This is a genomic window from Proteus vulgaris (assembly GCF_023100685.1).
Taxonomy (GTDB): Bacteria; Pseudomonadota; Gammaproteobacteria; order Enterobacterales; family Enterobacteriaceae; genus Proteus.
Window position 1 is genome coordinate 3,878,569 of the sequence record NZ_CP090064.1, and the last position, 12,840, is coordinate 3,891,408.

Genomic DNA, 12,840 nt, shown 5'->3' on the forward strand with positions numbered 1-12,840 from the left:
GTTACGGGTAACATATCCGAAGTGGTAAGGTAAATACAACAACGAAAATCAACTAAGAAGTGAAAATGTGAGGCGACTCTCAAATGAAAGTAAGATGATCTACAAACTGACAACAAAATATTGGAGAAGCAACTCGATATTTATTTAAGGCTCAATAAAAAACCCTACTGTTAATTATTTCATAACAATAGGGTTATTAAATGATAAATTCAAATATTATCAATAACTTAAATTATTATATGCTTTCACCTGTAATAATGCGAAAACCAACATCAATAACTTGTCCTCGAGCAATTTTGCCTTTCATACGCTTAAGCAATAAATCTGCCGCTTGTTGTCCCATTTCATCACGCGGAGTAAAGATACTCGCCAGACGAGGTGTCATTACTTGCCCTACGTCATGTCCATGAAAACCAGAGATGGCGATATCATTAGGCACTGAAATACCTAAGCGCTGGCACTCAAAAACAGCACCAATAGCGATATCATCATTGGTACAATAAAGCCCGTCTAAATCAGGGTATTGTTTACGTGCTGCATGTAATAATTCAGCACCTAAAGAATACGACGAACTTTTCGGTGTCATTACACTGCCTGTCGGTAAGCCTGCATTTTGCATCGCTTTCTCGTACCCGTTTAAACGCATTAGAGTACGCTCATCCTGTCTTGCACCAAGATAAATAACACGCTTACAACCGCGCTTGATCATTTCACTGACCATCTGTTGTGATGCATCAATGTTGTCTAATCCCACGGCAGAGTCAAAACAAGGTGAAACGCTATCCATGATTTCCACCACAGGAATGCCTGCTGTTTCTAGCATTTTTATTGTTTTTGGCGTGTGTGTTCTTTCTGCAAGAATAAGCCCATCAATATTATAAGAGAGCAATGAAAGTAGGCGTTCTTCTTCTTTTTCAGCACGATATCCGTAGTGCGCTAACATGGTTTGATAACCGTATTTATCGGTCACTGATTCAATACCACGAATAACTTCAGCAAAAACTTGGTTAGTTAAAGAAGGTAGCAATACCCCAATCGCATGACTGGTAGAATTAGATAAAATATCAGGGGCGCGATTAGGAATATAATTAAGACTGTCTAACTCGCGCGCAATTTTTTCTCGTAAAGCTTCAGAGACCTGTTCTGGGTTACGCAAAAAACGACTCACTGTCATTTTGGTAACACCAACTCGCGAAGCTACATCCTGTAATGATGGGCGTTTTTTCTTCATTTTATATCGCAACTATCCAAAAACACTCGTATTAATACGCGCTTTAATTTTCCAAGAACGCTGATTATAGCCCTAGGTTATACACTATTTCGAATAAAGTTTTTCAGATGTGTGCTTAGATTTGATTTTGACTGATGATCCCTTGACTTAAGCCAAAGGAAATATAGTATTCTTCGCTGTATAATAAATGAAACAACGATATCAATATAAAACAATAAACAGTGTGAACTTATGGCGATCCGTAGACGACAATTTCTAACTTACCTCACAACAATTGCGACATTATCTGCACTTCCGCATTCGGTAAGAGCCGCGATAACCTCGCGTATTGCAGCACAATTTGGTCACGTTCCGGCATCAACCGCGATCCATCGCGTGATCAGTGCAGGACCTCCGACCGATCAATTATTGCTCGCATTAGCCCCTGAAAAACTATTAGGTTTCTCATCCCTTAACTTAGAGAAAAGCCCTTTATTTGCAGAGGATTTACGTAAATTACCCCGTTTAGGGCGATTATCAGGACGAGGAAGTACCCTCTCTTTAGAAGCCTTACTAACGTTAGAACCCGATGTCATTATTGATAGTGGAAATGTAGATGAAACCTATCGCTCATTAGCGAAACGCGTTTCCGATCAAACGGGTGTGCCTTATGTGTTAATTGATGGCACATTAAAAGATAGTCCTGCCCAATTGCGTCAAACAGGCGCTTTATTAGGGGTTACAGAAAGAGCAGAAACATTAGCGCTAATTGCAGAGCAATATCTTAGTGATGCCGCCTTGTTTGCTTCTACACAAAAAACAAACCCTCGTTTTTACCTTGCTCGTGGAGCGAAAGGATTACAAACAGGCGCAAGAAGCTCTATTCATACCGAAGCTATTGAAACATTAGGCTTTGAAAATGTGGTAGATATTCCTAATTTCACTGGGTTAACGGATGTTTCACCAGAACAACTGTTGATGTGGGATCCTGAAATTATCATCACACAAGATGAAAATGCCTATCAGCAAATTATGCAAGATTCTGTATGGAAAAGCATTCAAGCAGTTAAAAACAACAAAGTACTACTGTTTAAAGGCTTACCATTTGGTTGGTTAGATGGTCCTCCGGGTATCAACCGTTTAATGGGGATGCGTCGCTTACAAAGCCATTTTGACGCTCGAATAGAAAAACAAGCTGCTCAAGATCTGCAAAATTACTTTGCTCATTTTTACCATACGCAATTAAGTGCTGAACAATGTCAGCAATTATTGGGGTATTCATGAGTCAATCAGTACGCATCACGCTTTTATTTGCGTTATTCTCCATTGTTGCGTTAATTGCGATCACAAGTGGTAAGTATTCACTTACTACCAATGAGCTATGGACTCTAGTGAGTAATAAATTAACGGGCAATGTAGAGTATAACCGCACTGAAACTGTCTTTTGGCAAATAAGATTTCCCCGTGTTCTGGCGGCAATTTTAATTGGTGGAGGATTGGCGATTGCGGGTGCGGCTTATCAAGGCATGTTTCGTAACCCTTTAGTATCACCTGATATTCTTGGAGTTTCATCAGGTGCAGGCGTAGGAGCTGTATTAGGTATTTTTCTTGGGCAATCCATGTTGTCAATTCAACTTTTCGCTTTTGCGGGCGGTTTAGCAACGGTTGCTCTAGTCTACTTTATTGCGAGGCTCGCAAAACAACACGATCCAGTACTCTCCCTTGTGTTGGTTGGTATTGCTATTAGTGCATTATGTGGCTCCGCAATTTCATTAATGAAAATCCTTGCTGATCCTTACACTCAATTGCCTTCAATCACCTTTTGGCTCTTAGGCGGTCTTTCGACTATTACCGCTTCTGATTTAATTTCCGTTGCACCTTTAATGTTAGTCGGATTTATTCCACTCATTTTATTACGCTGGCGTATGAATATTCTCAGTTTATCTGATGAAGAAGCCAGAGCATTAGGTTTAAACGTCGAAGTAACCCGACTTGTCTTTATTTTGTCTGCGACATTAATAACTGCAAGTGCAGTTTCTATTGCGGGTATTATTGGTTGGTTAGGTTTAATTGTTCCCCACATTGCAAGACTGTTAGTGGGCGCTAACTTCAGTCAACAGTTCCCAGTTTCCTTGCTTGTTGGCGCTATTATGTTATTAATCACTGACACATTAGCCCGCACAATTGCCAATATTGAACTCCCTTTAGGCATTTTAACCTCCGCCATTGGTGCGCCATTCTTCTTAATGTTGTTACTGAGAACGAGGAAAGGCACATGATCATTGCTAATGCAAAGCAACTCGCCATTGGTTATAAAGGCAAAACCTTAATTAAAGATCTCTCATTTCACATCAAACAAGGGCAAATCATCTGCTTATTAGGCGCTAATGGTTGTGGTAAAACAACGCTAATGCGAACGCTATTGGGTCTGATACCTTGTATTGATGGTGAGATTAATATTGCGGGTAAAATACTAAGTGAGTGGTCACCAACAGAACTAGCCAAAGTGGTGGCATATGTACCTCAAGCAACACATATCCCCTTTTCTTTCAATGTTATTGATATGGTTGTAATGGGGCGAGGTGCGCATCTCTCCTTTTTTTCGATGCCTAGCTCACAAGATAAAACGATGGCAATGGAAACCTTAGAAATGCTCTCGCTTTCTCATCTTGCTCACCGAACTTTTGATACCTTAAGTGGCGGTGAAAAACAGATGGTATTAATTGCACGCGCTTTAGTGCAACAACCCAAATTGTTGATTATGGATGAACCCGCAGCAAGCCTTGATTTTGGTAATCAAATCAAACTGCTTACCCAAGTTAAAGCATTAAAAGCATTAGGGATCAGTGTTTTTATGTCCACACATCACCCTCAACATGCCGCTTCTTTGGCAGATGATGTCATTTTGCTGACACCTCATGTGCCCGTTTTGCAAGATAGACCTGACATTTTGCTGACACCCGATAATTTAGCGCACCTTTATGGTGTACAACCAACAGATATTCAGGCGCATTTTCACGCCTACTCTGATAATAAAAATGACCATAGGCAAGAATATGAACACAATTGAAACCACAGATTTTGCTGAACTTTATAAAAACCATATGGTACAGGCAGAAAGAACCAAAAAAGAGCCTGAGCATTGGGATAAACGTGCTGAAAAAATGGCAGAAACCTGTGCCAATCCTAACGATCCCTATTTAATAAAATTTCGTGAAATGATGGATTTCACTGGTGCTGAAACTCTCTTAGATGTAGGCTGCGGTCCTGGCTCTATCAGCATTCATGTGGCAGATAAATTCAAAAAAACCATCGGTATTGATTACAGTACAGGAATGTTAGCAGTCGCTAAACGCAGAGCCGAACAAGCAGGCATCAACCACGCAGAATTTATAACGTGCTCATGGGAAGATAGCTGGGATGAGCTTCCTCGTTGTGATATTGCTGTCGCTTCACGTTCAACATTGGTCATGGATTTACAAGCAGCACTATTAAAACTAAATCGCCAAGCCAAATTACGTGTTTATACCACTCACACCGTTTCGCCAACCTTTGTTGATCAACGCATTATTCGCTTACTAGGTCGTGAGGTTCCTACGCTTCCAACGTACATTTATGCTGTGAATATGCTAAACCAAATGGGTATTCACCCTAAAGTGGATTATATCCGTAGCCGTAATTGCCAAAGCAATTTCAATAGCCTTGAGCAATTTATTGAGGGTATTAATTTCTCTGTAGGACCTTTAAGCGAAGACGAAATTGTACGCCTAACAAATTACTATCATGAAAGTATTGAAAAAGGTGTTTCACTGATTTCGCCAACTCGTGATTGGGCAATGGTTTCTTGGGATGTCGTTCCTGAAAGTGAGCTGAACCTATGATTTATTATCCTGATGCTTTTCTTGATAATTTGTTGATGGAAGATATCCAATATGGCGACCTCACCAGCCGAGCGCTGAATATTGGTGATCAACTAGGCACCATGACCTTTACACGCCGTGAAGCGGGTTGCGTCAGTGGGATCACTTTAGGTTGTCGCTTATTGGAAAAATTAGGATTAAGAGTAATCGCACATCAACAAGATGGCGATTTTGCTAATGCAGGTGATTGCTTAATCACGGCAGAAGGCCGTGCTGATGCACTACATCAAGGCTGGAAAGTGGTACAAAACGTCCTTGAGTGGAGTTGTGGCGTGAGTGATTATATGGCAAGAATGCTAGATATTTATCACCGCTATCAACCTAAAGGGCAAATTGCGTGTACACGTAAAAATATCCCTAATACTAAATTACTGGCGACCCAAGCTGTACTGGCGGGCGGTGGTGTCATTCATCGCCAAGGTTGTTCCGAAACTATTTTGCTCTTTGCTAACCATCGTCGATTTTTATCAGAGCCTGATAATTGGGCACAACATGTTAAACAGTTACGCCAAGCTGCACCTGAAAAATGCATTGTTGTAGAAGCTGATGATATTGAACAAGCAAGAGAAGCGTTAAAAGCACAACCTGATATTTTACAGCTCGATAAGTTCTCTATTGAAGATATCGCACAGCTACAACAAGAAATACCTCACATTGCACCTCATTGCCATCTTTCCTTGGCAGGTGGTATTAACTTAAACACAATTGAAAAATATGCACAGACAGGCATCAATTTACTGGTGACATCTGCGCCTTATTATGCACCACCGACGGATATTAAAGTTCGTCTTTACCCAAAAAGATTAAATTAAAATAACAACTTATAAGTAAGTGAGTATTTACATATTTAATCAATAATAAATAAAGACAACATCTACTGAATGTAAAAGAAGTTATAACAAGGAAATGGTTGTAATGGCATAGAGGAACATCTTTGCTGAGCTTCTTTTATATGAATTTGTTGCTTTATTTTATAAAAAAACCGAGCGCTAACAGATGTCAGTGCTCTTTTTGTTCATTTATTTTTACGCATATCGTTATATAAAAAATTATATATAGATTGTGAACTGAGATTGGAATGATGAAATTAAAACCTCTATGCTGCTGTTTATCTCTAGCTCTATTACCCAGTATTGCTTTTGCTGACACCAATTATGGGCAATCTACTCCCGACTTATTAACCGTATGGAGTAGCCCAATTGCAGCAAACCCAGATATATTAACGCAAGAACAAATGCTTGAACAAAATAAGGTCAATGCGGCGCAAGCCATTGCAACATTACCTGGTGTTGTAATGCAAAAATCGGGTAACCGTAATGAGTACACCATTAAAGTACGTGGTTTTGATAGCCGTCAAGTACCTGTATTCTTTGATGGTATCCCGACTTATGTTCCTTATGATGGTAACTTAGACTTGGCTCGTTTTACCACAAACGATCTGGCAAGCATTGAAGTCAACAAAGGCTATACCTCATTACTGCAAGGCCCTAACTTAATGGGTGGTGCAATTAATATCACTACTGCGACGCCGAAAAAGCCATTAGAAGGAAGCATTGCTTATTCTCAAGGTTTTGCTCGTGGTGCTGATTATGCACACAATATGAGTGCACGCTTAGGTGCGCGTAATGATTTAGGCTTTATTCAAATCAGTGGTAGCCAATTAAAACAACGCTTTACTCCAATTCCTGGTGCTGATGAAAATAATGTGGCTGCGGGAACTCATGGACGTCGTGATAATTCAGCAACAGATGATAAACGTGGCATGATCAAAGTGGGTTGGACACCACGTGCTTCTGACGAATATACCCTAACTTATGTAAAACAAGACGGTGAAAAAAATAGTCCACCATCAACATTGGGTAAAGGTAAATTTAAATATTGGGCATGGCCGGATTACAACAAAGAAAGCTATTACTATAGCGGTATTACTCAAATTACTGATGGTATCAAATTACAAAGCCGTGCTTATCACGATAAATTTGAAAATACCCTTTATATGTACCCTAAAAAAGGTGATACACCTGATTACAGTCACTATGACGACTACAGTACAGGTGCTGCATTACAATTAGGTATCGATACCCGTGAAAATGATCTGCTCTCTTTCGCTGCTCACTGGAAAGATGACGTTCACCGTTCTCAAAAAGAGAAAAATGGTGATTGGATGCGTTATAAAGACAGAACATGGTCTTTAGCAACTGAATATCAATGGGCTGCCACTAATGATCTCGATTTAGTGGGTGCAATTAGCTATGACTGGCGAGATAGCGTTGAGACTGACAAAGGCGCTGATGATAACAAACAAACAGCCTTTAACTGGGAAATGATGGCAAAATATTCATTAGCCAATGATGATGCTGTACGTTTCTCTGTGTCTGATCGTAGCCGCTTCCCTACACAAAAAGAACGTTACACAAGTGAAAAACCCAAAGATGGCTCTAAAGGGATCATCAATCCAGATTTAGATCCTGAACGCGCATTATCTTTCGACTTAACTTATGAAGGACATATTACGGATAAATGGGGTTACCAAACCAGTATTTACTATAACCGTGTCAGTGATGCAATTATGGCACACACCGTTTATCGTGGTGGCAATGCATTCTTCCAAAACCAAAATAGTGGGCGTGTTGACTATGTTGGGCTTGATTTAGGTACTAAAGGTAATGTGACAGATTGGTTAGAGCTAGGCTTAAATTACAGCTATATCCATAGCGATCCTAAACAAGTAGCACATGTTGAAGGTTTACCAAAACATAAAGCCTATATGTGGATGACATTTATTCCTGTTGAACAGGTTCGCTTTACCATTATGGAAGAAGCACAAAGTTGGACCTATAACCGCATTGATGAAAATGACAAACTGGCAGGTTATGCAAAAACTGACCTTCGTTTAGATTATGATTTTGGGTATGGAGTTTCTGCTAATGCTTCTGTAAATAACCTTTTTGATAAGTCTTATGAATATACTCAAGGTTATATGGAAGATGGCCGTAATTACTGGCTAGGTATTGAATATAAATTTTAATTTAAATTATTATTTATAAAAAAAAGAGCTGATATCTATCATATATCAGCTCTCTTTTATTCGTAAAAAATCTTATCTTCCATAATATTACTCAATATAACCTTAGAAACGTAGAAATCCTTTTGCCATTTCTAGTAATGTATTCATTGTACTACTAACTATTTTAACAAAATTATCATAATTACTATTTGCAGTGCTGTATTTTTTAGAAAACTCATCAAGATTGTTATTTAGTTTTTTCTCAAATGAATCTAACATCTTTTTTAATAGATCAAACTCTGTCTGTAAAATATCTTGTGATCCCAATCCTTTATCTTTTAAAGATTTTAACAAGCTTTCAAGATCAGTAAAATCAATTTGTACATTGAACCAAAACTCAAGATAAGGATCCAAATAATGGTCACTACCTTCACCATTACCTTTAATCACTTTTACACCTTTTATTCCATTCAACAAATTTCCTAAGGCCTTCATTGCTCTGTTAATATCATCTTTATTATCATAGAAAATTTTCTCTCCTTTTATTTCACGGTAGTAACGCCCTTCCTTATCTTTCTTAAAAAATAAATCTAAGCTTAATAGTGGCTTACCACTATACTTATTTTTTAAATCTTGTAGTTCATTATAAAAATCTTCAAGATGAATATTAATACGGCCTTCTTTTTTAGCGGCTTTAGTCGCTTCACTCAATTTAGATAATAACGTTCTTATTGCACTCACAAAATCCATATAATTTGAAAAAAGATCTTTTAATACATCTAAATAATCTGCCTTACCTGTATTAATCGTCGATTTAATATCATCAAAAAGATCACTTAATGAATCAATAAATTTATTTTTATCATTATTACCTAAGTCTTCTGCTGTTTCTATTTTAGATATAGATGATAAAATATCTTTACTTTCTAATCTACTAGAATTATATTTTTGATTTTCAACATATTTAGATAAACTATAAGCGATTTTTTTTGAATTTGGATTATCAACGAATGACACATCAAAATCTTTGATTAATTTTTTGCTCGCTAAATAATCCTCATTGCGTTCAATATTTTTTACTATATTATTAAGTTGATCTTTATCCACTTTTTTTTTAGTTAAATATTGAGAATAAATATTTTCTTCATTAGGTAAATGATAAGATCCCAAATTATTAATCATAATTAACCTTTTAAATTTGAACCTATTGTAGATGCAACATCTTGTGTTGCACGAATAATAGTTTCGATACCTTGTAAAAGTGCTTTGATAATATCGGCCTCATTTCGCTGTAGTTCATTATTATTATTAACTAATTGTCCTGCAACGGAAGTTGCGGCATCATTTCCTTTTACTTCAGCTTCAATACGGATTGCCTCAGCTTGCATAGGTTGTTCCGCTATCCCACTCAATGAAGGTGCAATATTCGTTAACGTATTTCCTTTTAATATTGTCTGGTTAGTATTTCCAGTGACTAATCCTTTTCCCATACCAAAAATAGACATAGACGCACCACCAATATTTAAGCCTAATGAAAGCCCTGCACCAGTTACTGAAGCAGCTACAACCATATCTGCTTTTTTATTTAAAATATTTTTTGAACTATCGGCTAATATTATCTCTATACTCATTAACATATTTCCAAGCTCTCTAGATCTTTCGAACTTTTCAATCATTGCTTTGTAATAATTAATAAAAAGATTAATTAACGCCATCATATCATCTGATAAAAAATTAAACTCACCTACTTTTATAACCGTATTTTCTCTTAAATTAGACTTTGATAACTCCAATTCATCCAAAAATGATTTCATTTTACTGTGATTATATTCCGGCCCTTTTAATAAAGGCTTATTTTCATTTATTCTTATGTTATCTTTGCTAAAGCTAATTCTAGTGAGATATTCTGAAGATGTTTTATTGGGTGTTTTTAGCCCTTCAATATTCTCTATTTCATTTTCATTCCTAATATTTGATACATCTTTATTAAAAAGAGTATTTAAAAAGTTATGATTATCAATTTTCATATCCATTTTATATTCCTTTTTATTAAGCAGAGATTCTTTTCGCTATGTTAGATTTAACTTTACTACTTATAGAGTAGCTATCACTCATATTTTTTAATATTTCCGTAATTGTATCCATATTATCACTATATTCTTCCATGATTTTATCCATAAACTTCTGAATTAAATCTAGAATTGCATTTAACTTTTTACTATCAGCAACTGATCTCATAATATCGGCTGATATTATATTGCTATAAATGTTAATAGTATTGGATGTAACTGAATTTAATAATTTAGCACTTACAGCTATTCGATGAATTGTATTCACCGCTTTTTCTGACATATCTTCTGTTATCATATGGCTAACTTTATTTAATATAGTAGTTATTTTTTGCAATAATACATTGTCGGTAATTTTTGTAATCGCTTTATTTATTGCTTTCAATATTTCTTCCATTGCTTGCATAATTATTTCTTTAATCATATTACCGAGCATTTTCTCAAGACAATCATTTAATACTTTTTTTAATGTCTGTTTAATTTGCTCATTGAATATTTTTTTCGCTGCATTGGTTATGCCATTAATTGCTGGCCCCGCAACAAATGTTAATGCTATAGCAGCAACAAATAAAATAATGGTAATAAAAATTTTTAGTGCCATTTTCATTTTGTCATATATTTCTTTTTTAATATCATCAATTTTATCGACAAGACCTAAATTTTTAAGCGTGTCTAAAAAAACTTCAAACATATCCATTAAAGCATCAACCATTTTATCAATCACTTTCATAATGGCTTCTGAAACAGGTGCCATTATTTCATCCATAAAAGATTCACCATGAATGGCCTGATAAATCTCATCAGCGACTGTTAATGCTACATCTGCAACTAAAAGTGTTACAGCCACGGCCATTAATGCTAAAGAGGCGCCAGCTGTAAAAACAGCCGCAATACCGGCAAAAATAGCGAGAAAACCACCTAAAATCTTTAAACTAATTCCTGCCCAATATTGAATTTCTTCTTGTTTTTTAATTTTTACTTTTTGATCATCAACCTTATCTCTCAATGATTTTTCTGTTACTTTTTGCATTTCTTCAAAAAGCTTTTGCTCATTTTCAGAACGTTGTAGCATTACTTTCATTGTTAGCTCTCTAACTTTAGCAAGTAAAAAAGTAAGTAATGCCAAACCTGATAAAGAGCGAGAGGCTATTTCAAGTTCTATATGACTCTGGGTCAAAGTCAGGTCAATATAAGCCTTTTTTGCACTTTGCATTTTCTTAGTAAGAAGATCATCACTCTTATTATCAATAATATTCTTAAGATGATTAAAATTTGTTGAGATTGATTTTAATTTTTCGTCACTCATCGAGACATGGGGAGCTATATTTGATATTTCCTTAAAAAAATCCAATATATCACTGTGTAAATCATCAAGATCATATAGCTTATTTTTAGATATATCATTGGGAAGATTTAAAGCAGGATATTTCCCTATTAAATAATCTTCCATTTCAGATTTATTATTAAATTTTTTATGGATAAGATCATTAACAATCTCTTTTGGAATATTTTTATTATTTAAATATTTGCATACCTCACTTTCTGTTTTTAATCCTTTTTCTTGTATAGAGTTATATACTGCCATCCAATAATCAACATTGGCATCTTGGTATTTTTTTACATCACCTAAAATAGATTTATAATCTTCAACCAATCCTGCTATTTTCTTTTCTAAATAATCAAATTGATGTAAAAAATCTTCGAATTTATCTGTGTCTTTAATAGAGTTTAAAATACCATCATTAATTATTCCTTGATACTTTAATTGTAAATCCAAATAATTATTTTCTTTTTTTTTCTCTTGACTACTCCTTTCTATTCTTCTTGATTTATTTTGAGATGAATCACCTACTTCAGGTTTTATATCTATATTAGAATTTACATTTTCCTGCTCTTCAGGTGGCCTTAATATAGGTACTGAAATGTTTTCATTTTTTTTTATAAAATATGAAGAAATAATTTTCTTGTTACTGTCATTGACTGTATTTTCTTTTTTCGTCAAGTTCTCAACAATCTGATCCTTTTCGTCCATTTTTAATGAGACTAAACGATTAGATATTAAACCATTAACAATAGTATCACTCATTTTCATCTCCTTTATTTTCATTAATGACGACCAAAGGGATATCTTTTAAAGATGTTAAATAAATCTCTGCTTTCTCTTTTATGATAGGATCTTTTATATTTAACGATACTTGATGAAAACAATATTTTGCTTTCTCTTTTTCGCCTAAAGATAAATTACATTGCCCAGCATAAAACATAGGCCTATAATCATTATTTGCATTTAAATAAGCTAAAGCATAAAGATCTATGGCGGCTTGATACTGTTTTTTTAATTGCTTAACTGCAGCAAGTCCCATGATATAATCAACATTATAAAAATCATAAAGACATAAAAATTTGAAAATAGCTTCGGCTTCATCCAACTTTCCTTTTTGGTAGAAATCGTAAGCAAATGAATAAATTCCTTCCATAAATCCTTCTGGAATTGTGCCTTCATCTTTAATAGTCTTACCATTTTGGACAATGGAAACAATGTAACTTGCTAATTGATCAAGTTCTTTTTCTGACATCTTTTCATATAGTGACATGATGTTAATCCTTTCATCAAGGATGAATAATTAACAAAAT

At 35.5% G+C, this 12,840-nt stretch carries 11 protein-coding genes; 6 read left to right on the forward strand and 5 right to left on the reverse strand.

Annotated features, from left to right (window positions below; genetic code table 11):
* Positions 1-235: 235 nt before the first annotated feature.
* Positions 236-1,231 carry a gluconate operon transcriptional repressor GntR gene (gene gntR / locus LW139_RS18380; protein WP_109408387.1) on the reverse strand — a complete coding sequence of 332 codons (996 nt, stop codon included), beginning with the start codon at positions 1,229-1,231 and terminating at the stop codon, positions 236-238.
* A gap of 231 nt (positions 1,232-1,462) precedes the next feature.
* Here gntR and LW139_RS18385 point away from each other — a divergent pair, with 231 nt between their 5' ends.
* From LW139_RS18385 to LW139_RS18410, 6 genes are all read left to right on the forward strand, one after another.
* Entirely contained in the window at positions 1,463-2,494 is a 1,032-nt protein-coding gene (locus LW139_RS18385) for an iron ABC transporter substrate-binding protein (protein WP_166539943.1), read from the forward strand.
* Positions 2,491-3,489, forward strand: coding sequence for a FecCD family ABC transporter permease (locus tag LW139_RS18390; protein ID WP_166539942.1), 999 nt, complete (start codon positions 2,491-2,493; stop codon positions 3,487-3,489). The genes LW139_RS18385 and LW139_RS18390 overlap by 4 nt, the downstream gene beginning before the upstream one ends.
* Positions 3,486-4,280, forward strand: coding sequence for an ABC transporter ATP-binding protein (locus LW139_RS18395; RefSeq protein ID WP_166539941.1), 795 nt, complete (start codon positions 3,486-3,488; stop codon positions 4,278-4,280). The genes LW139_RS18390 and LW139_RS18395 overlap by 4 nt, the downstream gene beginning before the upstream one ends.
* Positions 4,267-5,091 (forward strand): class I SAM-dependent methyltransferase, encoded by an 825-nt coding sequence (locus LW139_RS18400; RefSeq protein WP_166539940.1) that lies wholly within the window; start codon positions 4,267-4,269, stop codon positions 5,089-5,091. The genes LW139_RS18395 and LW139_RS18400 overlap by 14 nt, the downstream gene beginning before the upstream one ends.
* Positions 5,088-5,942 carry a ModD protein gene (modD, locus tag LW139_RS18405; RefSeq protein ID WP_166539939.1) on the forward strand — a complete coding sequence of 285 codons (855 nt, stop codon included), beginning with the start codon at positions 5,088-5,090 and terminating at the stop codon, positions 5,940-5,942. Before LW139_RS18400 ends, modD begins: the two co-directional genes overlap by 4 nt.
* Positions 5,943-6,211: 269 nt before the next feature.
* Entirely contained in the window at positions 6,212-8,158 is a 1,947-nt protein-coding gene (locus LW139_RS18410; protein ID WP_247851237.1) for a TonB-dependent receptor plug domain-containing protein, read from the forward strand.
* Positions 8,159-8,260: 102 nt separating this feature from the next.
* Here LW139_RS18410 and LW139_RS18415 read toward each other — a convergent pair whose 3' ends face one another.
* From LW139_RS18415 to LW139_RS18430, 4 genes are read right to left on the reverse strand one after another with little or no spacing between them, the layout of a single operon-like run.
* A complete protein-coding gene (locus LW139_RS18415) occupies positions 8,261-9,319 on the reverse strand; it encodes an IpaD/SipD/SspD family type III secretion system needle tip protein (protein WP_166539938.1) in 1,059 nt (352 codons plus the stop codon).
* Positions 9,320-9,321: 2 nt separating this feature from the next.
* Positions 9,322-10,170 (reverse strand): type III secretion protein, encoded by an 849-nt coding sequence (locus LW139_RS18420; protein WP_166539937.1) that lies wholly within the window; start codon positions 10,168-10,170, stop codon positions 9,322-9,324.
* A 16-nt stretch (positions 10,171-10,186) separates the two neighbouring features.
* On the reverse strand, positions 10,187-12,292 hold the full coding sequence (gene sctE / locus LW139_RS18425) for a type III secretion system translocon subunit SctE (RefSeq protein ID WP_166539936.1): 2,106 nt from the start codon (positions 12,290-12,292) through the stop codon (positions 10,187-10,189).
* Entirely contained in the window at positions 12,285-12,800 is a 516-nt protein-coding gene (locus tag LW139_RS18430; RefSeq protein ID WP_166539935.1) for a SycD/LcrH family type III secretion system chaperone, read from the reverse strand. Before LW139_RS18430 ends, sctE begins: the two co-directional genes overlap by 8 nt.
* Between the last annotated feature and the right edge of the window lie 40 nt (positions 12,801-12,840).

Excerpts from the sequence above, each read along its gene's own strand:
- LW139_RS18415 (WP_166539938.1), bottom strand. The coding sequence starts at position 9,319 with ATGATTAATAATTTGGGATCTTATCATTTACCTAATGAAGAAAATATT.
- LW139_RS18390 (WP_166539942.1), top strand. The coding sequence starts at position 2,491 with ATGAGTCAATCAGTACGCATCACGCTTTTATTTGCGTTATTCTCCATT.
- LW139_RS18430 (WP_166539935.1), bottom strand. The coding sequence starts at position 12,800 with ATGTCACTATATGAAAAGATGTCAGAAAAAGAACTTGATCAATTAGCA.
- LW139_RS18400 (WP_166539940.1), top strand. The coding sequence starts at position 4,267 with ATGAACACAATTGAAACCACAGATTTTGCTGAACTTTATAAAAACCAT.
- sctE (WP_166539936.1), bottom strand. The coding sequence starts at position 12,292 with ATGAGTGATACTATTGTTAATGGTTTAATATCTAATCGTTTAGTCTCA.
- LW139_RS18385 (WP_166539943.1), top strand. The coding sequence starts at position 1,463 with ATGGCGATCCGTAGACGACAATTTCTAACTTACCTCACAACAATTGCG.
- LW139_RS18420 (WP_166539937.1), bottom strand. The coding sequence starts at position 10,170 with ATGGATATGAAAATTGATAATCATAACTTTTTAAATACTCTTTTTAAT.
- LW139_RS18395 (WP_166539941.1), top strand. The coding sequence starts at position 3,486 with ATGATCATTGCTAATGCAAAGCAACTCGCCATTGGTTATAAAGGCAAA.
- LW139_RS18410 (WP_247851237.1), top strand. The coding sequence starts at position 6,212 with ATGAAATTAAAACCTCTATGCTGCTGTTTATCTCTAGCTCTATTACCC.
- gntR (WP_109408387.1), bottom strand. The coding sequence starts at position 1,231 with ATGAAGAAAAAACGCCCATCATTACAGGATGTAGCTTCGCGAGTTGGT.
- modD (WP_166539939.1), top strand. The coding sequence starts at position 5,088 with ATGATTTATTATCCTGATGCTTTTCTTGATAATTTGTTGATGGAAGAT.